Origin of the sequence: Citrobacter sp. Cs237, assembly GCF_030332325.1 — a bacterium.
GTDB classification, from domain to species: Bacteria; Pseudomonadota; Gammaproteobacteria; order Enterobacterales; family Enterobacteriaceae; genus Citrobacter_A; species Citrobacter_A sedlakii.
This window is the reverse complement of the sequence record NZ_JAOWIB010000109.1, coordinates 210911-236777: the sequence shown is the minus strand read 5'-3', so window position 1 is coordinate 236777 and position 25867 is coordinate 210911. Positions and strand designations below refer to the sequence as shown.

Below are 25867 nucleotides of genomic sequence, written 5' to 3'. Positions count from 1 at the left end.
TTTATACCGACAATTTCTGTGGAGATCCCGTGTCGTACGCGGGTTTGCGCAAACGGGTAAACTGTCCGAAAAAATAAAAAATATATTTGCTTGAACGATTCACCGTTTTTTTCATCCGGTTAAGTATGCAAAGATAAATATGTAGTTAAGCGTTTCCTATACTCGTTCATTTATCACAAAAGGATTGTTCGATGTCCAACAATGGCTCGTCACCGCTGGTGCTTTGGTATAACCAACTCGGCATGAATGATGTAGACAGAGTTGGGGGCAAAAATGCCTCCCTGGGTGAAATGATTACTAACCTTTCCGGTATGGGTGTTTCCGTGCCGAATGGTTTTGCCACAACCGCCGATGCGTTTAATCAGTTTCTCGACCAAAGCGGTGTAAACCAGCGCATTTATGAACTGCTGGATAAAACGGATATTGATGATGTCTCCGCGCTGGCGAAGGCAGGTACGCAGATCCGCCAGTGGATTATCGACACTCCTTTCCAGCCAGAGCTGGAAAACGCCATCCGCGATGCTTACGCACAGCTTTCTGCGGATGACGACCAGGCTTCTTTTGCCGTGCGCTCCTCGGCGACGGCGGAAGATATGCCGGACGCCTCGTTTGCCGGCCAGCAGGAAACCTTCCTCAACGTCCAGGGCTTTGATGCAGTACTGGTGGCGGTGAAGCACGTCTTTGCTTCGCTGTTTAACGATCGCGCAATTTCATATCGCGTCCATCAGGGGTATGACCACCGTGGCGTGGCGCTCTCTGCGGGCGTTCAGCGCATGGTGCGTTCCGATCTCGCTTCGTCCGGGGTAATGTTCTCCATTGATACTGAATCCGGATTCGATCAGGTGGTGTTCATCACTTCCGCCTGGGGCCTTGGCGAGATGGTGGTGCAGGGCGCGGTGAACCCGGATGAATTCTACGTGCATAAACCGACGCTGGCGGCAAACCGCCCGGCGATTGTGCGCCGTACCATGGGCTCGAAAAAAATTCGCATGATCTATGCGCCGACTCAGGAGCATGGCAAGCAGGTCACTATCGAGGATGTGCCGCAGGAACAGCGTGACGTTTTCTCTCTGACGAATGAGGAAGTACAGGAACTGGCGAAGCAGGCGGTGCAGATCGAGAAGCACTATGGTCGTCCGATGGACATCGAGTGGGCGAAAGACGGTCACACCGGCAAGCTGTTTATCGTACAGGCGCGCCCGGAAACTGTACGCTCCCGCGGTCAGGTGATGGAGCGCTACACGCTTCACGCGCAGGGCAAAATCATCGCCGAAGGCCGCGCCATTGGTCACCGCATCGGTGCGGGTACAGTGAAAGTCATCCATGACATCAGTGAGATGAACCGCATCCAGCCCGGCGACGTGCTGGTCACCGACATGACCGACCCGGACTGGGAACCGATCATGAAAAAAGCCGCGGCTATTGTTACCAACCGCGGCGGTCGAACCTGTCACGCGGCGATCATTGCCCGCGAACTGGGGATCCCGGCGGTCGTTGGCTGCGGTGATGCTACCGAGCGCATGAAGGATGACGAAAAGGTGACTGTTTCCTGCGCTGAAGGCGACACCGGCTATGTGTATGCTGATTTGCTCGACTTCAGCGTGAAAAGTTCCAGCGTCGATACGATGCCGGATCTGCCGCTGAAGGTGATGATGAACGTGGGTAACCCGGATCGCGCTTTTGACTTCGCCTGCCTGCCCAACGAAGGCGTTGGCCTTGCGCGTCTGGAATTTATCATTAACCGCATGATTGGCGTGCATCCCCGCGCGTTGCTGGAGTTTGACGATCAGGACGCCGCGCTTCAGAACGAAATCCGCGGGATGATGAAGGGCTTCGATTCCCCGCGTGAATTCTACGTGGGCCGCCTGACGGAAGGCATCGCCACGCTGGGGGCGGCGTTTTATCCGAAGCGCGTCATCGTGCGCCTGTCGGACTTTAAGTCTAACGAATACGCGAACCTGGTCGGCGGCGAGCGCTATGAGCCGGATGAAGAGAACCCGATGCTGGGCTTCCGCGGCGCAGGCCGTTACGTGTCGGATAGTTTCCGTGACTGCTTCGCGCTGGAATGTGAAGCGGTGAAACGCGTACGTAACGACATGGGATTGACCAACGTTGAGATCATGATTCCGTTCGTCCGGACCGTTGAACAGGCGAAAGCGGTAGTGGAGGAGCTGGAACGTCAGGGACTGAAGCGCGGCGAGAACGGGCTTAAGATCATCATGATGTGCGAGATCCCTTCCAACGCCCTGTTGGCAGAGCAGTTCCTGCAATACTTTGACGGCTTCTCCATCGGTTCAAACGACATGACGCAGCTGGCGCTGGGTCTGGATCGTGACTCCGGGGTGGTGTCTGAGCTGTTTGATGAGCGTAACGATGCGGTGAAAGCACTGCTGTCGATGGCGATTCGCGCAGCGAAGAAGCAGGGTAAATACGTCGGCATTTGCGGTCAGGGACCGTCCGACCATGAAGACTTTGCCGCCTGGCTGATGGAAGAAGGGATCGACAGCCTGTCGCTGAACCCGGACACCGTCGTTCAGACCTGGCTGAGTCTGGCCGAACTGAAGAAGTAAACGGAAGTCGGATGGCGGTTCGCCGCCATCCGTAACAGGCACAATGCCTGCTCAGGCATTGTGCAAAATGGTTAACGCGGTGCGCAGGTCTTGCACCGAAATCTGCCCCGGCGCCGAGGCTTTTTTCACCGCGCCAAACGTCGCGGCGGATCCAAACGTTTCTCCCGCCAGACGTGAAATCACACCGTCTTTTGCCATCGACATCGTAATCAAAGGCCGATCTGCATAGCGTTCGTGCATCTCCAGCGTCGCACTGAGCAGTGTCAACACATCCCGCGTGCTTTGCGGCATCACGGCGATTTTGGCAATGTCGGCGTCCAGCGCCTGCATTTTGCGTAAACGCTGGATAATCTCTTCAGCGGCGGGCGTCTTATTAAAATCATGATTAGACATCACCACCCGTATATCTCGCGCATGGGCATGGGTGACCAGGCGTTGTACCTGGGCATCGCCAGTGAACAGTTCCACGTCAATCATATCCACGCGCCCACTGTCTATGAAAGTCTGGTTCAGTGCGACATACGCTTCGGTAGAGATCGCCTGCTCACCGCCTTCTTGCGCGCTGCGGAAGGTACACAGCAGCGGCGTGTCCGGAAGCGCGTCACGGATAGCGCTGAGCGCGTCAAGAACCGCGTTTTTTTCGGTGATGGCAGTAAAATGGTCGGCGCGCCACTCGAGGATATCAAACTGCGCGTCGCGATAGGCCTGCGCCTCGGAACGCACGCTGTCGATATCTTTGCCCATCAGCGACACGATAATTTTTGGCATTCCTTCGCCAATCACAAGGTTTTTTACGGTTACGGTTTTCATTAAATACCTTTTATCAATTACGGAACCCGATCCGCCAGGCCACAGCCCCTTCGCCCGTCGTGCGATAAAGGCGCTAATGATTATTCGCTATCGCGAAGGAAAAAGGAAGAAAGCGTCGCGCTTTCGGCGCTGTAGTGCGGCAGCTCACATTAATCAAATAACGTAATAACGCTGTTTATTTCCGCAATTGTGACCTTTTCTTCTCCCTCCAATACTGAATTCTGCAACGTGTTCGGCAGTGTTAATGATATTCCTGGTTAATGGGGTATTTTCTGACATTAAGGCACAACAATGACAATAACCTCTGTTCTCTCTGCCCGCGATAAAATCGGTTACGGTCTTGGCGATATGGCCAGTGCGCTCCTGGGGATGGCGCTGTTACTGATATTTTACAAACTCAACAGCCAAACCGCCGATCGCATTGCGCGCGAACTGGCGCGGAAGCGCGACCTCAACAACGCAGGGGAGAGTCTGTCCTCTCCCGCTCTGAATAACGCGATACAGGAGTAAACCAGGATGATCTATAAGGATGCAAATCGCCCGGTACAGGCGCGTGTCGCCGACCTGCTGGGACGTATGACGCCGGAAGAAAAATTTGCCCAGCTGCACGCTTACTGGCTGGTGCTGTCGGAGGAGGGCCATCATCAGGAGCGTAGCGATATGAGCGATGAGTTTGCCGGCGTGAGTAAACAGGCGGCGTTGAATGAGCGACTGAAGATCGGCGTCGGGCAGATAACGCGTCCACTGGGTACGCATATTGTTGACGCGAAAACGGGGGTACGCGCCGCAAACCGCTTACAGAAAATGCTTGTAGAAGAAACGCGGCTGGGTATTCCGGCGTTGTTTCATGAAGAGTGTCTGGTTGGATTGCTGTGTAAGGGCGCCACACTGTTTCCTTCATCGCTCAATTACGGATCGACGTGGGATCCCGAACTGGTGAGGCGAGCGGCCCGGCAGATCGGCCTTGAAGCGCGCGCGACCGGCTGCCGGCAAGGGCTGGCTCCGGTTCTGGATGTTTCACGCGATGTGCGGTGGGGAAGAACCGAAGAGACTTTTGGCGAAGATCCCTGGCTGGTTGGCGTTATGGGCTGCGCGTATGTCGCAGGGTTACAGGGCGAAAAGCGCGATCTGTTAGCCACCCTGAAGCATTATGTCGGTCACTCCTTCAGCGAAGGGGCCCGTAACCATGCGCCGGTACATTTGGGCTTCTGTGAACTGAACGATACGTTCCTGCTTCCCTTCGAAATGGCCGTGAAGCTGACCAATGCAGGCTCTGTGATGCCCGCCTACCATGACATTGATAATCAACCCGGTCACAGCGACGCTTTTTTGCTTACCACGCTGCTACGTGAGCAATGGGGATTTGACGGCATTATCGTGGCGGATTATGGCGGCGTAAGTTTATTGCATCAGCATCATGGCGTTTCTCACGATGCGGCGGAATCGGCGGCGCTGGCCTTTAATGCCGGACTGGATGTGGAGCTGCCAAAAGACGACTGCGCCCGCCATCTGGCGGAGGCGGTTGAACGGGGACTGATCGGTATGGCGAAAATTGATGAAATCGTTTCGCGCATTCTGACGGAAAAATTCCGCCTGGGCCTGTTTGAACAGCCTTATGCTGATGAAACGGCGCTTGCGTTACAGTCCGCGGGGACGCGCCAGATTGCCCGGGAAGTGGCAACCCGTTCGCTGACCCTGCTGGAAAATAACGGCATCCTGCCGTTGCAGGGGCAGCCGCGAATTGCGGTAGTGGGCCCAACGGCAGACGACCCGCTGGCGTTGCTCAGCGGCTACAGCTTCCCGGTGCATCTGATCATTAGCGATGAGATGGATAAGACTGCGCAGGTGACCACACCCCTTGCCGCGCTGCGTTGCTATTACGGTGAAGACGCTGTGCTGTATGCCAAAGGGTGTCATATTATTGAAAAACGGCTGGCAGGCGCTCCCGTATTTCCGGGCGACAGCAGCGGTAAGCCAATGCAGGCCTCGCCCGTTTCGTTCGACACGTCCCTTATTCCAGACGCAGTGAGCGCGGCACAACGGAGTGAAGTGGTGATTGCCTGCGTTGGCGATCTGGCTGGCCTGTTTCAGAGCGGCACGGTAGGTGAAGGGTCCGATACTGATAGTCTTACTCTGCCCGGTGTTCAGCAGCAGTTGCTCGAGGCGCTGGTGGCGACCGGAAAACCCGTGGTGGTCGTGATGACCGGTGGCAGACCCTACAACCTGCAGGGGCTGGAGGATAAGATCGCTGCATTGCTAATGGCCTGGGCGCCGGGTCAGGAAGGGGGATGGGCCATCGCCGACGTGTTGACCGGACGCGCTGAACCACAGGGAAGACTGGTGGTGAGCGTGCCGAAAAGCGCGGGCGCTATGCCATATTATTACAATCACAAGTTGAAAAGTGGCGGAACACCGTTTGCCTTTCATTTTGGTTCCCGCTATCCCTTTGGCTATGGTAAGGGCTGGAGCGAGTTTTCCAGTGAAGCCGTCACTCTGTTGACCCCGGCGGTGGGGATGGATGGCGAAATCGCGATTGCGGTCACTGTAAGCAACGATGGGATACACAGGGGAAGCGAGGTGGTACAACTCTACGTTCGCGACAAAGTGGCTTCCATGGTCAGGCCGATAAAAGAACTGAAAGCCTTTCAGCGCGTAGAGCTGGATGCTGGCGCACGGGCGACGTTAACCTTTTATGTGCCTGTCGATATGCTCAATTTTACCCGCAGGGACGGCAAACGTGTGGTCGAGCCAGGCGAGTTTGAGCTGATGATCGGCAATTCCTCCGCCAGGATCTGGGAAAGCGCGACGGTGAACGTCTCGGGCGAAACGCGAGTCATGCCAGAGAACTGGCGGATGCTGAGCCGGTGTGAAGTGAATCATGGTTAAAAAAAAGCCCATCGTGGGAGATGGGCAAAGACTACACACAGCAATTCGTTGTTTCACTCAGGGGATTTCCATGCTTATAAATCAATGTGTTGATCTATAACCGTGAGCTAATAGTAGGGCATGCGACGTTTTAGCGTCGATCAGATTCGTCTCAATAGTTTAAAAACTGTAAAGAATTTGCGACAGAAACCCGGAGAGTGGAAGCCGTAATAGGGGTGATGTGAAAAATTCAGCAGCCTATTAATAAGCAATACTAAACATTCGGGCGACATCTGTCGCCCGAAAGAGAGTTACTTGTTGAGATCGTTGATTTCCGCCAGTTCTTCGAGGATTTCTTCTGGCTCATCCGTTGGCGGTGGCGCTTCATGTACCCACGCGGAGAACAGTCGCCAGGTAACCGCCAGCAGAACCGGGCCGATAAACAGGCCAATCATGCCGAAGGCGATCAGGCCGCCAATTACGCCAGAAAGGATCAGAATAAGCGGTAAATCCGCGCCCATACGAATCAGCACAGGGCGGATGACGTTATCAAGCGTACCTACCACGCAGCTCCATACTAACAGTACGGTTCCCCAGGTGGTGTCGCCGCTCCAGTAAAGCCAGATAATGGCCGGAATCAATACCGGAAGCGGGCCAAGCTGGACGAGGCAGGAGAGGATCATCACCACCGTCAGCAACGTCGCATACGGTACGCCGGAAATCGCTAGGCCAATCCCGCCCAGCACCGCCTGAACCAGAGCGGTAACCACCACGCCCAGCGCCACCGCGCGGATCGCTTGTGCGGCGAGCAGCACGGCCGCGTCGCCGCGTTTGGCTGCCAGACGGCAGGCGAAATGACGAATACCCAACGCCACCTGTTCACCCCGCCAGTACAGCAGGGCGCTGAACAACAGCATCAGTCCGCAATGCATCATAAAACGGCCGATGTGCGCCGCTTGTCCGACAAACCAGGTGGTCGTTGCGCCAATATAAGGACGAACCTTCGCCATGATCGCCGCGCCGCCCATCTCCAGCAGGTTATGCCACCCGGCATACAATTTTGCGCCAACCAGCGGAATGCTGTTCAACCAGGCAAGATCCGGCAACGTCATGTCGCCACCGGTTATGGCGTGGATCAGCGGGCCGCTACCGTCGACGATACTGTTCACCAGAAGTGCGACAGGAATGACGAATAACAACACCAGTAAAAGCGTCATGACCAGCACCGCCAGAGAACGGCGGCCCCAGAGTAATTTTTGCAAGCGTAGTAAAACCGGCCAGGTGGCGATAACTATCGTACCGGCCCAGGCAAAGCCCAGAATAAAAGGTTGAACAATCCAGAGACACGCCACAATCATGATGGCAAGGAACAGCACCGACAGCAGCACCTGCGCGATATCCCTGGGCTGACGAACATTGACCATAAACTCTTTTCACCTTTGTAGTGCGTCAGAACGTTGACGCGACGTGAACACGCGAAACGCATCACATAATCATGCGCAGTTTAAGCGCGTTTTAACAGGCGGATTCTGCCAGTATTTCTGTTGAGCGTATAAGAAAAAAATGTGATACAACAAATGAATCAACCAAGGCAAACGATAACCTCACAACACAGACCGCAGGAAAGGGTCAGAATAATGATTCCACAAATTTCTCAGGCACCTGGCGTCGTTCAACTGGTGCTCAATTTTTTGCAAGAGCTGGAGCAACAAGGGTTTACTGGCGATACGGCAACGAGCTACGCCGATCGTCTGACGATGTCGACAGATAACAGTATTTATCAACTTCTTCCCGATGCCGTCGTTTTCCCGCGTTCAACGGCGGATGTGGCGCTGATAGCCCGAGTGGCCGCCGAACCGCGTTTCACCTCGCTGGTGTTTACCCCTCGCGGCGGCGGTACCGGAACCAACGGGCAGGCGTTGAACCAGGGCATTATCGTGGACATGTCCCGCTACATGAGCCGGATCATTGAAATCAATCCGGAAGAAGGTTGGGTGCGGGTCGAAGCGGGGGTGATTAAAGACCAACTGAACCAGGTCCTCAAGCCGTACGGCTATTTCTTTGCTCCGGAGCTTTCAACCAGCAACCGGGCCACCCTTGGCGGGATGATCAATACCGATGCCTCCGGACAAGGATCGCTGGTCTACGGAAAAACCTCCGATCACGTTCTGGGCGTACGCGCTGTGCTGCTGGGCGGCGATATTCTCGACACGCAGCCGCTGCCGGTAGCGCTGGCGGAAACGTTGGGGGAAAGTCATACCACCATTGGACGTATCTATCGCACGGTCCTTGAACGCTGCCGCGACAATCGCCAGCTTATCATGGATAACTTCCCCAAACTGAACCGCTTTCTTACCGGCTACGACTTACGGCATGTTTTTAACGACGACATGACCGAGTTCGATCTGACCCGAATTCTCACCGGTTCGGAAGGGACGCTGGCCTTTATTACCGAAGCCCGGTTGGACATTACGCCGTTGCCGAAGGTTCGTCGACTGGTGAACGTCAAATACGACTCTTTTGACTCCGCGCTGCGCAATGCGCCGTTTATGGTAGAGGCAAGAGCGCTTTCCGTCGAAACCGTCGACTCGAAAGTGCTGAACCTGGCACGGGAAGATATCGTCTGGCATTCGGTAAGCGAATTAATCACCGATGTGCCGGACAAAGAGATGCTTGGCCTGAACATCGTTGAATTCGCCGGTGACGACGAAGCGCTAATTGACGGCCAGGTGGCGGCACTGTGTGAGCGGCTGGACGGATTAATCGCTCATGGAGAGGCCGGGGTGATTGGCTGGCAGCTTTGCGCCGATCTGGCGGGCGTAGAGCGTATTTATGCGATGCGCAAAAAAGCGGTGGGTCTGCTGGGCAACGCGAAAGGGGCGGCGAAACCCATCCCATTTGCCGAAGATACCTGCGTACCGCCGGAGCATCTTGCCGATTACATTGCAGAGTTTCGCGCCTTGCTCGACGGTCATGGTCTGAGCTACGGCATGTTTGGCCACGTAGACGCGGGCGTTCTGCATGTGCGTCCGGCGCTGGACATGTGCGATCCGCAGCAGGAAGTGCTGATGAAGCAAATCTCCGATGAAGTGGTGGCGCTGACGGCGAAGTATGGCGGCCTGCTCTGGGGTGAGCACGGCAAAGGGTTTCGCGCCGAGTACAGCCCGGCGTTTTTTGGCGACGCGCTGTATGCGGAACTGCGTAAAGTGAAGGCGGTATTTGATCCGCAGAACCGCCTGAATCCGGGGAAAATCTGTCCGCCGGAAGGCGTGGACGCGCCGATGATGAAAGTGGACGCCGTCAAGCGCGGCACGTATGACCGGCAGATCCCGCTGGCGGTGCGTCAAACCTGGCGCGGGGCGATGGAGTGCAACGGAAACGGACTGTGCTTTAACTTCGATGCGAAAAGCCCGATGTGTCCGTCGATGAAAATCAGTCTCAACCGTATCCATTCACCGAAAGGGCGAGCGACCCTGGTGCGTGAGTGGCTGCGTTTGCTGGCGGATCGCGGTGTTGATCCGGTGCGCCTCGAAACTGCGCTGGCGAATAAACGTCCCAGCTTACGCTCGCTGATCGCCCGGACCCGTAATACCTGGCACGCGGGTAAGGGCGAATATGATTTCTCGCATGAAGTCAAAGAGGCGATGTCCGGCTGCCTGGCCTGTAAAGCCTGTTCGACCCAGTGTCCGATCAAAATTGACGTACCGGAATTCCGTTCGCGTTTCCTGCAGCTTTACCATACGCGCTACTTACGTCCGCTGCGCGATCATCTGGTGGCGACAGTCGAAACCTATGCGCCGCTGATGGCGCGCGCGCCAAAGACCTTCAACTTCTTTATTAACCAGCCGCTGGTGCGCAAGCTGTCGGCAAAACACATCGGCATGGTGGATCTGCCGCTACTGTCGACGCCGTCGTTGCAGCAGCAAATGGTAGGACACCGTTCGGCCAACATGACGCTTGAGCAGCTTGAGGCGCTTAGCGATACGCAAAAAGCGAATACAGTGCTGGTGGTGCAGGATCCGTTCACCAGTTACTACGACGCTCGGGTTGTGGCGGATTTTGTACGCCTGATCGAAAAGTTAGGTTTCCAGCCGGTACTGCTGCCGTTTTCGCCAAACGGTAAGGCACAACATATTAAAGGCTTCCTGACCCGTTTTGCGAAAACGGCTAAAAAGACCTCTGAGTTTTTAAATCGTGTGGCGCAACTGGGGATGCCGATGGTGGGGGTCGATCCGGCGCTGGTGCTTTGCTACCGCGATGAATATAGGCTCGCGCTCGGCGAGCAGCGCGGTGATTTTCACGTACAGCTGGCCAACGAGTGGCTGGCGACAGCGCTGGCTCCGAAGGCTATGGGAGAAATCAGCGGCGAGCCGTGGTACTTCTTTGGCCACTGTACCGAGGTCACCGCGCTTCCCGGCGCGCCTGCGCAGTGGGCGTCAATTTTTGCTCGCTTTGGCGCGAAACTGGAAAATGTCAGCGTCGGCTGCTGCGGTATGGCCGGAACTTACGGGCATGAGGCAAAGAATCATGCCAGTTCCCTGGGGATTTATGAACTGTCCTGGCATCAGGCGATGGAGCGACTGCCCCGTAACCGCTGCCTGGCGACGGGGTATTCCTGCCGCAGCCAGGTGAAGCGGGTGGAAGGCACGGGCGTACGCCATCCTGTACAGGCACTACTGGAGATAATGGGATGATCTGGAAACGTGACGTCACACTCGACGCGCTCAACGCAATGGGCGAGGGCAACATGGTTGGGTTACTGGACATTCGCTTTGAAAAGATCGGCGCGGATACGCTTGAAGCCTCTATGCCTGTTGACGGCCGAACAAAGCAGCCGTTTGGTCTGCTGCACGGCGGCGCGTCTGTCGTGCTGGCCGAAAGCATTGGCTCCGTCGCCGGGTATCTCTGCACTGAGGGCGAACAAAAAGTGGTCGGACTGGAAATAAACGCCAACCATGTTCGTTCTGCCCGGGAAGGACGCGTGAAAGGGGTCTGTAGGGCGATACACACCGGTTCACGCCATCAGGTCTGGCAAATCGATATCTATGATGAGCAGCAGCGTTTATGCTGCACATCACGCTTAACGACGGCTATTGTGTGACGTTGTCACCAAAAAAATGTGATCTATATTGCTTTTGGTCATTATTTGCGCAGCGGAAAGTGATACAATGTGCATGTTTTGACCATAAGCGAGGATGATATGACTAGCCAATTAGACCCGGCCCAACTGGCAATTGAATTTTTACGTCGTGATAAAACCGAGCTCTCACCAGCCCAATACCTTAAAAGACTGAAACAGCTTGAGCTGGAGTTTGCCGATTTACTGACGCTTTCTTCGACTGAACTGAAGGAAGAGATCTATTTTGCCTGGCGCCTTGGCGTTCATTGATTCAGCGATGTACCTCATAGCGAATGCCCCGGCCTCTGGTCGGGGTTATTTTTTGTCGGCGAATAAACGCCATTACCACGTCATTTCACCACTGTTCACCTTTGCGCTCAATGCCAGCGAGCTTTCATCTGCCAGTCCGGGCCACGCGGCCTTTACGGTTGCGATAACGTAAGCTGACCCTTTTTTCGCCTCCAGCGCGTGTTCAAACGTTTGCAGATAATTTTGGGTAAAGCGGATCGCCGTATCACCGGCGGGTCGTGCGCCGAGGTAATGACCCGGGATCACCTGAGTCGGCTGCAGGCTGCGCATTTCGCTCAGCACGTCGCGCCAGGCCGTACGTTGCTTTTCAGATTGAGTGTCAGCGGTCCAGACGTGGATCCCGGACGCGACGCCGGTACCGCCCAGAATCGCCCGATTTGCCGGGATCCAGACATAAGCCGCATAGTTGCCAGGATGGCGAAGTTCCAGTGTTTCTCCGTCAATGTGAAAACGCGTCGCGGTAGTGACCTGCGGTACGGTGATGGTTTTCGGCACGCCGTCCTTCATCTGCGGTCCCCAGTATTGCAGCTTTGCGTCTTTTGTTTCCTGAATATGTTTGACCACTTCAGGCGTCGCCAGCACTTTTACCTGAGGATAGGCTTTCACAATCGGCTCAAGACCGAAGTAAAAGTCCGGATCGCCCGAGGTAATGACCACGGCTTTCAGTGACTTACCGCTGGCCTGAATCATCTTAAGTAATTTTTCGCCATCTTTAGTGCTGAACTGCGCATCAAACAAAATGGCTTCCGTTGGTCCGGATACCAGGGTGGAAGAGACCGGGAAAATGGCGTTCTCCTGAGGGTTATACACCTCAAGATGCAGTGGGGCGGCAAAGCCCGGTGAAGCGAGCAGCGTCAGTGCCGTCAGGGTTTTTATTTTCATGACAGTAACCTTTTGCAGATGAAGTGTTGTCTTAAGGCTACGCATTTTAAGTCAATCCCGATCTGTTAGAATTCCTTAAACAGGACATGCTGAGTTTCATAAAACGATCGGATGGAGGTAAAGTGGACAGAGTGATGGCGGCGACGGTATTTAATCACATCTGTGATTTAGGCAGTATGAGCGCCGCGGCGCGAGCGCTCGGACTTTCCAGACCGATGGTCAGCCGCTATCTTGAGGAAATGGAAAAATGGGCTGGCGCACGACTGATCCACCGTTCTTCACGCAGGCTCACCATCACACCTGCTGGCGAAGAGGTCCTGCTAAAGACCCGCACGTTGGCGCAGCTTTCTCAGGGCATTGGCGCGGTTGCGGCGGGAGGTATGCCTTCCGGAACCTTGCGTGTCGCCTGTGCCCATTTTACGGCGATGCATATTCTTGCGCCGGTACTGCCAGCATTTTTAACCCGCTACCCGGATCTGCGGATTGAAGTCGAGATTAATAACCAGCCCGTGAGTCTGGTTGGGGAACGAATCGATCTCGCTATTCGTATTACCGACGCGCCGGAGCCGGGTACTATCGCTCGTCGTCTTGGCAGCTGTGAGTCAGTGCTTTGCGCATCGCCTGCTTATCTGAAACAGCATGGTACGCCACAAACACCGGACGACCTTACCCGTCATAACTGCCTTTATTACAGCGGGTTTGCCGGGAAATCCTGGCGCTTTCTTGATGCCCGCGGTGAGGCGGTTTCTGTCGCGATAAAAGGTAACCTCAGCGCCGGGATTTCCTCGCTTTTAGGCGAGGCGGCGTTGGCAGGAATGGGCGTGGCGTTGATACCGGAAAAAGAGGCGCGAGAAGGGTTAACAAGCGGTGCGCTGGTACCTTTGCTGCCCGGGCATCAACCCCGGCCTTTGCCGGTGTACGGCTTGTATCTTTCCCGCGCGCACCAGTCGGCGGGGCTACGACTGCTGCTGGACGCGGTGAAAGACATATTCTCAGTAAACTGAAGAAATTGATCCGCCATACAAAATGCGCGGATCGCAATTAGTGTTAAAACTGATCGCTGACGATATGAGAATATTCTTAAAGCCCCTTCAAGAGCTAAGCCATTGCGAGTGCCGGAGATAAGCGCCGGATGGGGCGGGAACCCTTAAGGCTGTGATGAACAGCCTTAAGGGTTTTTTTCTTTGCGACAATCACGCGCCACTGCCTATCCGTGAAATAGACATTTTCTATACATCTTTCCCTTTTTGACCACCCTGGTCGATGATTTTTTCTGAACGCTTTATTTTTCAAATAATTGCAAAAAACTCACCCTGACTTATAACCCGCGTAGCAAGGTCTATGCTTAATAAAAGCCGTTAAAAAGGGTGATTAAGGGGAATGCCCCTGCTGTTGAGGGGTTGAAGTGATAATCATTATCACTAACATGGTGTTATAGCCTGATGGCTCATTACGCGAGGTCATTCTATGGAATTGCATTCAGGAACATTTAACCCAGACGATTTTGCCTGGCGCGGATTAACGCTAACCCCTTCGGCGGCCGCGCATATTCGCGAACTGGTGGCCAAACAGCCGGGAATGCTGGGCGTGCGCCTGGGCGTTAAACAGACCGGCTGCGCTGGCTTTGGTTACGTGCTGGATACGGTCAGTGAGCCTGAAAAGGACGATCTGCTGTTCGAATACGAGGGCGCGAAGCTTTACGTCCCGCTTCAGGCGATGCCGTTTATCGACGGGACGGAAGTCGATTATGTCCGGGAAGGATTAAACCAGTTATTCAAATTTCATAACCCGAAAGCCCAGAACGAATGCGGCTGTGGCGAAAGCTTTGGGGTATAGGCGGTACTATGTCTCGTAATACTGAAGCAACTGACGATGTCAAAACCTGGACCGGCGGCCCGCTGAACTACAAAGAAGGTTTCTTTACCCAGTTACAAACTGATGAGCTGGCGAAAGGAATTAACGAAGACGTGGTGCGCGCGATTTCTGCAAAACGTAACGAACCAGAGTGGATGCTGACCTTTCGCCTCAATGCCTACCGGGCATGGGTAGAAATGGCTGAACCGCACTGGCTGAAAGCCCACTACGATAAGCTGAATTATCAGGATTACAGCTATTACTCTGCGCCGTCATGCGGTCACTGCGACGACACCTGCGCATCACAGCCGGGAGCGGTTCAGCAAACGGGCGCCAATGCGTTCCTCAGTAAAGAGGTGGAGGCCGCGTTTGAGCAGCTTGGCGTGCCTGTGCGCGAAGGGCGGGAAGTGGCGGTCGACGCTATTTTTGACTCCGTTTCAGTCGCCACCACCTACCGGGAAAAGCTGGCGGAACAAGGCATTATTTTTTGTTCTTTCGGCGAGGCGATCCATGATCACCCGGAACTGGTGAAGAAATACCTTGGTACGGTAGTCCCCGCGAACGATAACTTTTTTGCCGCGCTAAACGCCGCCGTGGCGTCAGACGGTACCTTCATTTATGTGCCGAAGGGCGTACGTTGCCCCATGGAGCTTTCCACCTATTTTCGCATTAACGCGGAAAAAACCGGGCAATTTGAACGCACCATCCTTGTGGCGGATGAGGGCAGCTACGTCAGCTATATCGAGGGATGTTCAGCACCGGTGCGCGACAGCTATCAGCTACACGCCGCAGTCGTGGAAGTGATCATCCATAAAGACGCCGAAGTGAAGTATTCCACGGTGCAGAACTGGTTCCCGGGTGATAACAATACCGGCGGGATCCTCAACTTCGTTACCAAACGCGCGTTGTGCGAAGGGGAAAACAGCAAAATGTCGTGGACCCAGTCGGAAACCGGCTCGGCGATCACCTGGAAATACCCGAGCTGTATTCTGCGTGGCGACAACTCGATTGGCGAGTTTTATTCCGTGGCGTTGACCAGCGGGCACCAGCAGGCCGATACCGGCACCAAAATGATCCATATCGGCAAAAATACCCGCTCGACCATCATTTCGAAAGGGATCTCCGCCGGACACAGCCAGAACAGCTATCGTGGGCTGGTGAAAATCATGCCGACGGCGACCAATGCCCGCAACTTTACCCAGTGCGATTCAATGCTGATCGGCGCGGATTGCGGGGCGCATACTTTCCCGTACGTCGAATGCCGTAATAACAGCGCCCAGCTCGAACACGAAGCGACCACATCGCGTATCGGTGAAGATCAGCTGTTCTATTGCCTGCAGCGCGGTATCAGCGAAGAAGATGCGATCTCGATGATCGTCAACGGCTTCTGTAAAGACGTGTTCTCCGAATTGCCGCTGGAGTTTGCCGTCGAAGCACAAAAACTATTAGCTATTAGCCTTGAACACAGCGTCGGTTAAGGAAGTATCATGTTAAATATTAAAGATTTACAGGTCAGTGTCGAAGATAAAGCGATCCTGCGTGGGCTGAACCTTGAGGTTCGTCCCGGCGAAGTGCACGCGATCATGGGACCGAACGGTTCCGGTAAAAGCACGCTTTCCGCGACGCTGGCAGGACGCGAAGATTACGAGGTAATCGGCGGTTCCGTCGCGTTTAAAGGTAAAGATCTGCTGGCGCTGGCGCCGGAAGAGAGAGCCGGTGAAGGCATTTTCATGGCCTTTCAGTACCCGGTGGAAATTCCCGGCGTCAGCAATCAGTTTTTCCTGCAAACGGCGCTAAACGCGGTGCGCAGCTATCGCGGCCAGGAGACGCTGGACCGTTTTGATTTTCAGGACCTGATGGAAGAGAAAATCGCGCTGCTGAAAATGCCGGAAGATCTGTTGACCCGCTCGGTCAACGTGGGTTTTTCCGGCGGCGAGAAAAAACGCAACGACATTCTGCAAATGGCGGTGCTGGAGCCGGAGCTGTGCATTCTGGATGAGTCGGATTCCGGGCTGGATATTGATGCCCTGAAAATCGTCGCCGATGGCGTGAATTCCCTGCGGGACGGCAAGCGCGCATTCATCATCGTTACGCACTATCAGCGCATCCTTGACTATATCAAACCTGATTTTGTCCACGTCCTGTATCAGGGGCGGATTGTGAAGTCTGGCGATTTCACTCTGGTCAAACAACTGGAGGAGCAGGGATATGGCTGGCTTACCGAACAGCAGTAATGCGTTGCAGCAGTGGCATCATCTGTTTGAAGCCGAGGGCGAGTCGCGTTCCACCCAGGCGCAACAGCACTTACAGCAATTACTGCGACTGGGCCTGCCGACGCGGAAACATGAAAACTGGAAATACACGCCGCTGGAAGGATTAATCAACAGCCAGTTCGTCAGCCGCTTCGCGGACATTGGGACGGCGCAGCGGGATGCGTTGGCGCTACAAATTGATGCGCTGCGTCTGGTTTTTGTTGATGGGAAATTCAGTCCGACGCTGAGCGACAGCTGTGAAAATAGCGGCTTTGACGTTGCGATCAACGATGAGCGCCAGACGCTGCCTGACGCGGTGCAGCCGGAGGTGTTTCTGCATCTCACCGAAAGCCTGGCGCACAGCGTAACCCATATCCACGTTAAGCGTAATCAGCGTCCTGACAAGCCGCTGCTATTGATGCACATTACGCAGGGCGTGGGCGACGATGAGGTGAACACCGCTCATTATCGTCATCATCTGGAACTGGCGGAAGGGGCAGAAGCAACGGTCATTGAACATTACGTGAGCCTCAATGACGCGCGACACTTTACCGGCGCGCGTCTGACAATGAATGTGGCAGCCAACGCGCATCTGCATCACGTGAAGCTGGCGTTTGAAAATCCGTTAAGCCATCACTTCGCCCATAATGATATTTTAATGGCGGCGGACGCCTCGGCGCACAGCCACAGTTTTCTGCTGGGGGATGCGGTACTGCGTCATAACACCAGCACCCGGCTGAACGGTGAGAACACGACGCTACGAATCAACAGCCTCGCGATGCCGGTGAAAAATGAAGTCTGTGATACCCGCACCTGGCTTGAGCACAACAAAGGCTATTGCAACAGCCGTCAGCTGCATAAAACCATTGTCAGCGATAAAGGGCGCGCGGTCTTCAACGGTCTGATTAACGTTGCCCCGTACGCGATCAAAACCGACGGTCAGATGACCAACAATAACCTGCTGCTGGGTAAACTCGCCGAGGTGGATACCAAACCGCAGCTTGAGATTTACGCCGACGACGTGAAGTGTAGCCATGGCGCGACGGTGGGGCGCATTGACGATGAACAGATGTTCTATCTGCGCTCGCGCGGGATCGGCCAGCAGGACGCCCAGCAGATGATTCTCTATGCCTTTGCCGCTGAACTGACGGAAGCCATCGGCGACGAGGCGCTGAAGCAACAGGTTCTGGCGCGAATCGGCCAGCGCCTGCCGGGAGGCAGAGCATGACATTTTCTATCGACAACGTGCGTGCGGATTTTCCCGTGCTTACGCGAGAAGTCAACGGTCTGCCGCTGGCGTACCTTGATAGCGCCGCCAGCGCGCAGAAGCCCAGTCAGGTTATCGACGCGGAGGCGGAATTCTACCGCCATGGCTATGCGGCGGTGCATCGCGGTATTCATACTCTGAGCGCCCAGGCGACGGAACGAATGGAGAACGTTCGCAAACTGGCGTCGCTGTTTATTAACGCCCGCTCAGCGGAGGAACTGGTGTTCGTTCGCGGCACCACGGAAGGCATCAATCTGGTGGCCAACAGTTGGGGGCCGGAAAACGTTCACCGTGGCGATAACATCATTATCAGCGAAATGGAGCACCACGCTAATATTGTGCCCTGGCAGATGCTATGCGCGCGCGTGGGGGCTGAACTGCGGGTAATCCCGCTCAATACTGACGGAACGCTCCAGCTTGAAAGTCTGCCATCGCTGCTGGACGAGAAAACCCGCCTGCTGGCCATTACCCATGTTTCGAACGTGTTAGGCACCGAGAACCCGATCGCTGAAATCACCGCGCTGGCCCATCAGTACGGGGCTAAAGTCCTGGTGGACGGCGCGCAGGCGGTCATGCACCACCCGGTCGATGTTCAGGCGCTGGACTGCGACTTCTACGTTTTTTCCGCGCATAAACTGTACGGCCCGACCGGTATCGGCGTGCTGTACGTAAAAGACGTCATCCTGCAGGCGATGCCGCCGTGGGAAGGGGGCGGCTCAATGATCGCTACGGTCAGCCTGACCCAGGGCACCACCTGGACGAAAGCGCCGTGGCGTTTTGAGGCGGGTACGCCGAATACCGGAGGAATTATCGGTCTGGGCGCCGCGCTGGAGTATGTCTCAGCGCTGGGGCTGGAAAACATCGGCGAGTACGAACAGAATTTGATGCATTACGCGCTGGCGCAACTGGCGGCGGTGCCTGACCTAACGCTGTACGGCCCGCTTAACCGGCTTGGCGTGATCGCGTTTAATCTCGGTCACCATCACGCCTATGATGTCGGTAGTTTCCTTGATAACTACGGTATTGCTGTCCGTACCGGACACCATTGCGCTATGCCGCTGATGGCGTTTTATCAGGTTCCGGCGATGTGTCGCGCGTCACTGGCAATGTATAACACCCATGAAGAAGTGGATCGTCTGGTGACCGGGCTGCAGCGTATTCATCGCTTACTGGGATAACAGGGAGGCACTATGGCCGCGTTGCCGGATAAAGAGAAGCTATTACGTAATTTTCAACGTTGCGCGAACTGGGAAGAAAAGTACCTGTATATTATCGAGCTGGGTCAGCGACTACCGATGCTGTCTGAAAACGATCGCGTTGCTGATAATAAAATTGAGGGCTGTCAGAGCCATGTCTGGATTGTGATGCGCCAGAACGGGCAGGGAATGATTGAGCTTGAGGGCGACAGCGATGCGGCCATCGTAAAGGGGCTGATTGCGGTGGTGTTTATTTTGTATCACCAGATGACGCCGCAGGATATTGTTAATTTTGATGTCCGCCCGTGGTTCGAAAAAATGGCGCTCACCCAACATCTCACCCCGTCCCGCTCCCAGGGGCTTGAAGCGATGATCCGCGCGATTCGCACGAAAGCTGCAACTCTTAGCTAAACTTAACAGACGCACGCTGTAAAATACCTGACAGGACGCAGGTGCGTCTTGTCAGGCTTGCAGGTTCGCGAGCCTCGTAGTCCGGATGCGGCATTCACTGCCGTCCGGCATCAACGCCAGGGGGGTGACATATGAAACGCGCGTCTTTATTAACACTTATGCTTATCGGCGCTTACGGTGCTTTACAGGCTGCCTGGGCGGTGGATTATCCACTGCCGCCGGCAGGAAGTCGTCTCATTGGTCAGAATCAAACGTATACGGTGCAGGCGGGGGATAAAAATCTCCAGGCCATCGCCCGTCGCTTTGATACCGCCGCGATGCTCATTCTGGAGGCAAACAATACCATCGCTCCGGTGCCGAAACCCGGTACGTTAATCACTATCCCGTCGCAAATGCTGCTGCCCGACGCGCCGCGTGAAGGGATCATCGTGAATCTCGCAGAGCTACGTCTGTACTATTACCCGCCGGGGGAAAATATCGTGCAGGTCTATCCTATCGGTATTGGTCTGGAGGGGCTGGAAACGCCGGTGATGGAAACGCGGGTAGGGCAGAAAATACCGAACCCGACGTGGACGCCGACAGCGGGCATCCGCAAGCGCTCTCTTGAGCGGGGAATAACCCTGCCTGCGGTCGTCCCTGCCGGGCCGAATAACCCGCTTGGACGCTTTGCGCTGCGTCTGGCGCATGGAAACGGTGAATACCTTATCCATGGCACCAGCCAGCCGGACAGCGTCGGGCTGCGCGTCAGCTCCGGCTGTATTCGTATGAATGCGCCAGACATTAAAGCGCTGTTCGCTTCCGTACGAACCGGAACGCCGGTTAAGGTCATCAACGAGCCGGTGAAATACGCCGTTGAGCCGAACGGTATGCGGTATGTTGAAGTTCACCGACCGCTGTCGCCGGAAGAGGAACAGAATGTGCAGACCATGCCGTATGTTCTGCCTGCCGGTTTCACCCAGTTCAAAGCGATGAAAGAGGTCGACAACACGCTGGTGGACAAAGCATTGTACCGGCGCGCCGGATATCCGGTAGCCGTTTCTTCCGGACAGACGCCAGCGGTGGCGGCAACCCCCGTGGTACAGTCAGCGCAGAATGGTGGGGTAACGCAAGAAACGCAAACGCAGTAGCAGGAAAGGCAAATGAAGGGCAAAAAAAATGGCGCACAATGTGCGCCATTTTTATTACGCAGGTACTATTACTTACGGTATTTAGTAGCCTGATTGTCCAGACGCTGGTTAGCGCGAGCTGCGTCGTCTTTAGCAGCCTGAACGTCGGAACGCATTGCGTTCACGTCGTTGCTCAGCTGGTCAACTTTAGCGTTCAGAGTCTGAACGTCAGAAGACAGCTGATCGATTTTAGCGTTGCTGGAGCAACCAGCCAGCAGAGTAGAACCCAGGATTACCGCGCCCAGTACCAGTTTAGTACGATTCATTATTAATACCCTCTAGATTGAGTTAATCTCCATGTAGCGTTACAAGTATTACACAAAGTTTTTTAGGTTGAGAATATTTTTTTGATGAGAAGATGCTTATTTTTGATCGTTCGCTCAAAGAAGCATCGAAATGTCGGAATGTATCTAAAAAACTGAGGGAAAACAGGCTGCTTCCATCGGATTCGTCTTAGATAATCGGCAATTAGATAGTGAAATCCGATTTGCTTTTTTATTAATAGCGGCTATTGATGAAATAAAAAAAGCGCCGCGAGGGCGCTTTTTTAAACCAATTAATTCACTCAGGAATTATTACAGCACGTGAACAGAGGCGGTGTTAGTGGTGCCGCTCGGAACCAGCGCGCCAGAAACCATCACGACCACGTCGCCTTTCTGTGCCAGACCGCTCTGTTGGGCAACTTCTTTACCCAGGCGGTAGAAATCATCCGTAGAATTGATTTCTTTGACCAGCTGCGGCACAACGCCTTTACTGAGCACTAACTGACGTGCGGTCACTTCATTGGTGGTCAGCGCCAGGATGGTTGCATCCGGGAAGTACTTACGCACGGCGCGTGCAGATTTACCGCCCTGGGTCGCGACCACGATCAGCGGCGCTTCCAGTTTTTCAGCGGTTTCAACAGCACCACGGCACACGGCTTCAGTGATGCGCAGCTTACGGCTGTCGTTGTTGAAGTCCAGACGGCTGGTCATCACGCGGTCGGTACGCTCGCAGATGGTCGCCATGATAGAGACCGCTTCCAGCGGGTATTTGCCTTTCGCGGATTCGCCGGACAGCATGACGGCATCGGTTCCGTCGAGGATGGCGTTCGCCACGTCGCCAGCTTCTGCGCGGGTTGGGCGTGGGTTTTTGATCATGGAGTCGAGCATTTGCGTCGCGGTGATCACCACTTTACGCGCGCGGATACATTTTTCGATCATCATCTTCTGCGCAAAGATCACTTCTTCGACCGGGATTTCTACGCCAAGGTCGCCACGGGCAACCATGATGCCGTCGGACGCTTCGAGGATTTCGTCGAAGTTGTTCAGGCCTTCCTGGTTTTCAATTTTGGAGATGATCTGGATGTTTTCGCCGCCGTGCGCTTTAAGGTGCTCACGAATCTCAACCACGTCAGAGCGCTTACGGATAAAGGATGCGGCAACGAAGTCAACGCCTTGCTCGCAGCCGAAGATCAGATCCTGTTTATCTTTTTCCGCCAGGGCTGGCAGGGCGATAGAGACGCCCGGCAGGTTTACGCCTTTGTTCTCGCCCAGGTCGCCGTTGTTCAGCACTTTACAAATCACTTTGTTGCCTTCGATGGCGGTCACTTCCATGCCGATCAGACCGTCGTCGACCAGTACGGTGTTGCCGACGGCGAGGTCAGCGGTGAAACCTTCGTAAGTTACAGCGACGATTTCGCTGTTACCCACAACGGATTTGTCGGTGGTAAAAGTGAAGGTCTGGCCTGCTTTCAGGGACACGTCGTTGCCGCCTTCCAGCTTGATGGTACGGATTTCCGGACCTTTGGTATCCAGCAAAATCGCGGCTTTCTTGCCGGTTTTACTCATGACGTTGCGCAGGTTCTGGATACGCTGACCGTGTTCTGCATAATCACCGTGAGAGAAGTTCAGGCGCATGACGTTCATGCCCGCGTCCAGCATTTTGGTTAACATCTCTTCAGATTCGGTTTTCGGGCCGATGGTGCAAACAATTTTCGTCTTTTTCATGACAGTCTTAGTCTTTAAGTTGAGAAGGATATGGGAAGCTGGCTTCCGGCGCGCACCGCCAGGAAGCGAAACCGGTATTACGAAAGTGATGGTGCCTCGCTCTAAGGATAGGTGACATCGAAAAAGCGTGCAGAGGAATGTGTGCTTGTGTTTCAGCCCAACGGAAAGGGACGTTTTGTGTACGCTGAGTTTTACAGGCCAATGTGCTGAAACCATTCAAGAGACAGTTGGCGCGCATTATACGCTGTTTTTTTCCAAAAAGGAAAATGAAAACAGCGTTTCAAAATACATCTGGGCAGTTTCACAACAAACTGTATTTAAAGGAAACGTATTGCCCAAAATCATTCGCGCAATTTATGGTTCAGTTGCGCAACAATGAGATATTCCTCCTGGTTATAACCAAATTCTTTTTTATTCATTTCAATTTATTAGCGGCCTCACTACACTCGTTTGGACATCCATACTGCTAAATAGCGAACACGTTGTCGGGAAAACCATTCTCCGCAGCGGATACCGGAACCTTATGATTGTCCTGAAAAATATCTCAAAAGTGTTTACGCCAGGCAGGCAAACTATTACCGCTGTCGATAACGTTAATCTGAAGGTCGAACAGGGGCAAATTTACGGCATTATTGGTTACAGCGGCGCCGGGAAAAGCACACTGATACGCCTGTTGAATGGGCTGGAAAAACCCACGACCGGCAGCGTGACGATTAACGGTCATGATATTTCCGCCGCCAGCGGTGAAGCCTTGCGCCAGGCACGCCTTAAAATCAGTATGGTGTTTCAGCATTTTAATCTGCTGTGGTCGCGCACCGTCAGTGAAAACATCGCATTTTCAATGCAAATTGCGGGTGCGCCAAAAGCCAAAATCAAGGCGCGAGTGGCTGAACTGATTGCGCTGGTAGGGCTGGCCGGGCGAGAAAATGCCTATCCGTCACAGCTCAGCGGTGGTCAAAAGCAGCGGGTCGGTATTGCACGCGCGTTAGCAAACAATCCGGACGTTCTGCTGTGCGATGAAGCGACTTCCGCGCTCGACCCGCAGACCACCGATCAGATTCTGGAACTGTTACTCGATATTAACCGTCGCTTCAGGCTAACGATTGTCCTTATTACCCATGAAATGCATGTGGTGCGCAAAATCTGCGATCGCGTCGCGGTAATGGAGAACGGCAACGTGGTGGAGGAAGGTGACGTACTCAGCGTATTTACTCACCCGCAGCGACCCATTACCCGTCAGTTTGTCCGTCAGGTAGGGCAGTACGCTGATGAAGAAACCTTTAATCCCCAACTGGCAGGTGGGTTGGGCGGTACGGTCATTAAACTCACGTTTACCGGGCACAGCACCCATCAACCCATCGTCGGCGAGCTGACCCTGCGTTATGGTTTGCCGTTTAATATCCTGCACGGAAAGATGACGCAGACGGCGCACGGCGTATTTGGACAACTGTGGCTGCACGTGGCGGCTTCCGGGGAGCAACTGGCGAATATCCTGACCGATCTGCAAAACAGCGGCATTGAAGGTGAGGTCATTCAACATGACTGAGACACTGTTTCCGCATCTGAAATGGGAGCAACTTTTTGCCGCCACCCTGGAGACGCTCTATATGACCGCGCTTTCCGGCATTGCGACCTTTGCGCTTGGACTCCTGTTGGGTCTGGCGCTGTTCTTAACGGCTCGCGGCGGGCTTTTTCAAAATCGCGCGCTGTATAGCATCATTTCACTGGTGGTGAATATTTTTCGCTCAATCCCGTTCATCATTCTGATCGTCCTGCTGATCCCCGTCACGAAGGCACTGATTGGTACTATTCTTGGCGCAAACGCCGCGCTGCCTGCACTGATCGTCGGCGCCGCGCCGTTTTATGCCCGCCTGGTCGAAATTGCGCTGCGCGAAGTGGACAAAGGGGTGATTGAAGCAACGCGTTCAATGGGAGCGCGTTTGAGTACCCTCATTTTTCGGGTTTTGCTGCCTGAATCATCACCCGCTCTGGTGTCAGGTATCACCGTGACGCTGATCGCGCTGGTTAGCTATAGCGCAATGGCTGGGGTGATTGGGGCTGGTGGTTTAGGGAATCTCGCTTATCTGGAAGGATTCCAGCGCAACCACAACGACGTCACGCTGGTGGCGACGATTACCATTCTGGCAATCGTCTTCATAATTCAGTTTTGCGGCGATGTGATCACTTCTCTGTTAGATAAACGCTAAAAATACGGAAACCCTCATCATGAAAAAATCGCTGACATTACTGGCTGCAGCCACCCTGAGCGCTATGAGCTTTGCGTCCTGGGCGGAAACCCTGGCCGTTGGGGCATCTAACGTGCCACATGCTGAAATTCTCGAACAGGCGAAGCCGATTCTGGCTAAACAAGGCATCGAATTAGAGATCAAACCGTTTCAGGATTATATCCTGCCAAATACCGCGCTGGCCGGGCGCGAAATTGACGCCAATTACTTCCAGCATGTTCCTTACCTTAACAGCGTCCTGAAGGACCATGCGGATGATAAAACCTACGACTTCGTTAGCGCCGGTGCTATTCACATTGAGCCGATTGGGATTTATTCAAAAAAGGTCAAAACGCTGAAGGAACTGCCGGAAGGCGGCAAAATCATTATGCGTGACGCGGTATCGGAAGAAGGGCGTATTCTGTCAATCTTCGAAAAAGAAGGCGTTATAAAGTTGAAGCCGGGTGTGGATAAGGTCAGCGCACGTATCAGTGATATCGTGGAGAACCCCAAAAAGCTGACATTCCTGCCTAACGTTGAAGCCGCGCTGCTGCCGCAGATGTATAACAATGATGAGGGTGACGCGGTGGTTATCAATGCAAATTACGCTATTGATGCAGGTCTGGATCCGGTCCACGATCCGATCGCCGTAGAAAGCGGCGAAAATAACCCCTACGCCAACATCATTACTGTACATCGCGGCGACGAGAAGAAAAAAGATATCGTGGCGCTGGTTAATGTACTTCATTCGAAAGAGATTCAGGACTGGATCCGCACGAAGTACAAAGGCGCGGTGATTCCGGTTAATCAGTAAAAATGTCTCCGATCGGCATCCGCCAGTAGCGGTCTGTGCAGACCCTGGCGGAAGCCGGAATAGCGCTCCAGTTAGTTAATTGATTTTCTTTAGCTTTTTGTCTTCATTCGCCAGGTGTTATATGCTGTAAGCATGTAGC

Annotated in this window: 24 protein-coding genes and 1 other RNA gene; 18 read left to right on the top strand and 7 right to left on the bottom strand. The window is 54.3% G+C overall.

Features of this window, described 5'->3' with window-relative positions; translation table 11 throughout:
• The first annotated feature begins 191 nt into the window (after positions 1-191).
• Complete coding sequence (ppsA, locus tag OGY07_RS21235; RefSeq protein ID WP_042287426.1) at positions 192-2570, top strand: phosphoenolpyruvate synthase; 2379 nt, start codon at positions 192-194, stop codon at positions 2568-2570.
• A gap of 51 nt (positions 2571-2621) precedes the next feature.
• Here the strand turns inward: ppsA and aroD are convergent, their stop codons facing one another.
• Entirely contained in the window at positions 2622-3380 is a 759-nt protein-coding gene (gene aroD / locus OGY07_RS21230) for a type I 3-dehydroquinate dehydratase (RefSeq protein ID WP_042287424.1), read from the bottom strand.
• A gap of 291 nt (positions 3381-3671) precedes the next feature.
• Here aroD and OGY07_RS21225 point away from each other — a divergent pair, with 291 nt between their 5' ends.
• Positions 3672-3890, top strand: coding sequence for a hypothetical protein (locus tag OGY07_RS21225; protein ID WP_060569673.1), 219 nt, complete (start codon positions 3672-3674; stop codon positions 3888-3890).
• A 6-nt stretch (positions 3891-3896) separates the two neighbouring features.
• Positions 3897-6266 carry a glycoside hydrolase family 3 N-terminal domain-containing protein gene (locus OGY07_RS21220; RefSeq protein WP_286602991.1) on the top strand — a complete coding sequence of 790 codons (2370 nt, stop codon included), beginning with the start codon at positions 3897-3899 and terminating at the stop codon, positions 6264-6266.
• Here OGY07_RS21220 and rprA read toward each other — a convergent pair.
• Positions 6263-6370, bottom strand: an RNA gene (gene rprA, locus OGY07_RS21215) — antisense sRNA RprA. The two genes, OGY07_RS21220 and rprA, sit on opposite strands and share 4 nt — an antisense overlap.
• Positions 6371-6556: 186 nt before the next feature.
• Positions 6557-7669, bottom strand: a complete 1113-nt coding sequence (gene ydiK, locus OGY07_RS21210) for an AI-2E family transporter YdiK (RefSeq protein ID WP_042282704.1) — start codon at positions 7667-7669, stop codon at positions 6557-6559.
• A 213-nt stretch (positions 7670-7882) separates the two neighbouring features.
• Between ydiK and ydiJ the strand changes: the two genes are divergently transcribed.
• The 3 genes from ydiJ to OGY07_RS21195 all read left to right on the top strand — a co-directional run bounded on the left by ydiJ (position 7883) and on the right by OGY07_RS21195 (position 11634).
• Positions 7883-10939: a D-2-hydroxyglutarate dehydrogenase YdiJ gene (ydiJ, locus tag OGY07_RS21205; RefSeq protein WP_269535916.1), complete on the top strand. Its 3057-nt coding sequence runs from the start codon at positions 7883-7885 to the stop codon at positions 10937-10939.
• A complete protein-coding gene (menI, locus tag OGY07_RS21200) occupies positions 10936-11346 on the top strand; it encodes a 1,4-dihydroxy-2-naphthoyl-CoA hydrolase (RefSeq protein ID WP_060569676.1) in 411 nt (136 codons plus the stop codon). Before ydiJ ends, menI begins: the two co-directional genes overlap by 4 nt.
• 99 nt (positions 11347-11445) lie before the next feature.
• Positions 11446-11634 carry a YdiH family protein gene (locus OGY07_RS21195; RefSeq protein WP_042282711.1) on the top strand — a complete coding sequence of 63 codons (189 nt, stop codon included), beginning with the start codon at positions 11446-11448 and terminating at the stop codon, positions 11632-11634.
• Between the two features lie 72 nt (positions 11635-11706).
• Here OGY07_RS21195 and OGY07_RS21190 read toward each other — a convergent pair whose 3' ends face one another.
• The gene (locus tag OGY07_RS21190) at positions 11707-12555 is read right to left on the bottom strand and encodes a Vmh family MBL fold metallo-hydrolase (RefSeq protein ID WP_286602985.1); all 849 of its coding nucleotides are present in this window, start codon (positions 12553-12555) and stop codon (positions 11707-11709) included.
• A 122-nt stretch (positions 12556-12677) separates the two neighbouring features.
• Here OGY07_RS21190 and OGY07_RS21185 point away from each other — a divergent pair, with 122 nt between their 5' ends.
• From OGY07_RS21185 to ldtE, 8 genes are all read left to right on the top strand, one after another.
• Entirely contained in the window at positions 12678-13559 is an 882-nt protein-coding gene (locus tag OGY07_RS21185) for a LysR family transcriptional regulator (RefSeq protein ID WP_286602983.1), read from the top strand.
• A 463-nt stretch (positions 13560-14022) separates the two neighbouring features.
• Positions 14023-14391, top strand: a complete 369-nt coding sequence (gene sufA, locus OGY07_RS21180) for a Fe-S cluster assembly scaffold SufA (protein WP_042282717.1) — start codon at positions 14023-14025, stop codon at positions 14389-14391.
• A gap of 8 nt (positions 14392-14399) precedes the next feature.
• The gene (sufB, locus tag OGY07_RS21175; protein WP_060569679.1) at positions 14400-15887 is read left to right on the top strand and encodes a Fe-S cluster assembly protein SufB; all 1488 of its coding nucleotides are present in this window, start codon (positions 14400-14402) and stop codon (positions 15885-15887) included.
• Between the two features lie 9 nt (positions 15888-15896).
• Positions 15897-16643, top strand: coding sequence for a Fe-S cluster assembly ATPase SufC (sufC, locus tag OGY07_RS21170; protein WP_060569680.1), 747 nt, complete (start codon positions 15897-15899; stop codon positions 16641-16643).
• On the top strand, positions 16618-17889 hold the full coding sequence (gene sufD / locus OGY07_RS21165) for a Fe-S cluster assembly protein SufD (protein WP_286602979.1): 1272 nt from the start codon (positions 16618-16620) through the stop codon (positions 17887-17889). The genes sufC and sufD overlap by 26 nt, the downstream gene beginning before the upstream one ends.
• Positions 17886-19106: a cysteine desulfurase SufS gene (gene sufS / locus OGY07_RS21160; protein WP_060569681.1), complete on the top strand. Its 1221-nt coding sequence runs from the start codon at positions 17886-17888 to the stop codon at positions 19104-19106. The genes sufD and sufS overlap by 4 nt, the downstream gene beginning before the upstream one ends.
• A 12-nt stretch (positions 19107-19118) precedes the next feature.
• Positions 19119-19535, top strand: a complete 417-nt coding sequence (sufE, locus tag OGY07_RS21155) for a cysteine desulfuration protein SufE (RefSeq protein WP_286602977.1) — start codon at positions 19119-19121, stop codon at positions 19533-19535.
• A 131-nt stretch (positions 19536-19666) separates the two neighbouring features.
• On the top strand, positions 19667-20662 hold the full coding sequence (ldtE, locus tag OGY07_RS21150) for a L,D-transpeptidase LdtE (RefSeq protein WP_286602975.1): 996 nt from the start codon (positions 19667-19669) through the stop codon (positions 20660-20662).
• Positions 20663-20730: 68 nt separating this feature from the next.
• Here ldtE and lpp read toward each other — a convergent pair whose 3' ends face one another.
• The 3 genes from lpp to ynhH form a co-directional block, all read right to left on the bottom strand.
• Positions 20731-20967: a murein lipoprotein Lpp gene (gene lpp / locus OGY07_RS21145; RefSeq protein WP_001082307.1), complete on the bottom strand. Its 237-nt coding sequence runs from the start codon at positions 20965-20967 to the stop codon at positions 20731-20733.
• 309 nt (positions 20968-21276) lie between these two features.
• On the bottom strand, positions 21277-22689 hold the full coding sequence (pykF, locus tag OGY07_RS21140) for a pyruvate kinase PykF (protein ID WP_042282731.1): 1413 nt from the start codon (positions 22687-22689) through the stop codon (positions 21277-21279).
• Between the two features lie 7 nt (positions 22690-22696).
• Positions 22697-22891 (bottom strand): protein YnhH, encoded by a 195-nt coding sequence (gene ynhH, locus OGY07_RS21135; protein WP_248316086.1) that lies wholly within the window; start codon positions 22889-22891, stop codon positions 22697-22699.
• Here ynhH and OGY07_RS21130 point away from each other — a divergent pair.
• The 4 genes from OGY07_RS21130 (at position 22865) to OGY07_RS21115 (ending at position 25728) form a co-directional block, all read left to right on the top strand.
• Positions 22865-23068, top strand: coding sequence for a hypothetical protein (locus OGY07_RS21130; RefSeq protein ID WP_131729035.1), 204 nt, complete (start codon positions 22865-22867; stop codon positions 23066-23068). The genes ynhH and OGY07_RS21130 overlap by 27 nt on opposite strands.
• Positions 23069-23212: 144 nt before the next feature.
• Positions 23213-24235: a methionine ABC transporter ATP-binding protein gene (locus OGY07_RS21125; RefSeq protein WP_060569684.1), complete on the top strand. Its 1023-nt coding sequence runs from the start codon at positions 23213-23215 to the stop codon at positions 24233-24235.
• Positions 24228-24896, top strand: a complete 669-nt coding sequence (locus OGY07_RS21120) for a methionine ABC transporter permease (protein ID WP_181821403.1) — start codon at positions 24228-24230, stop codon at positions 24894-24896. Before OGY07_RS21125 ends, OGY07_RS21120 begins: the two co-directional genes overlap by 8 nt.
• Before the next feature lie 19 nt (positions 24897-24915).
• Entirely contained in the window at positions 24916-25728 is an 813-nt protein-coding gene (locus OGY07_RS21115; protein WP_286602967.1) for a MetQ/NlpA family ABC transporter substrate-binding protein, read from the top strand.
• The last annotated feature ends 139 nt before the right edge of the window (positions 25729-25867 follow it).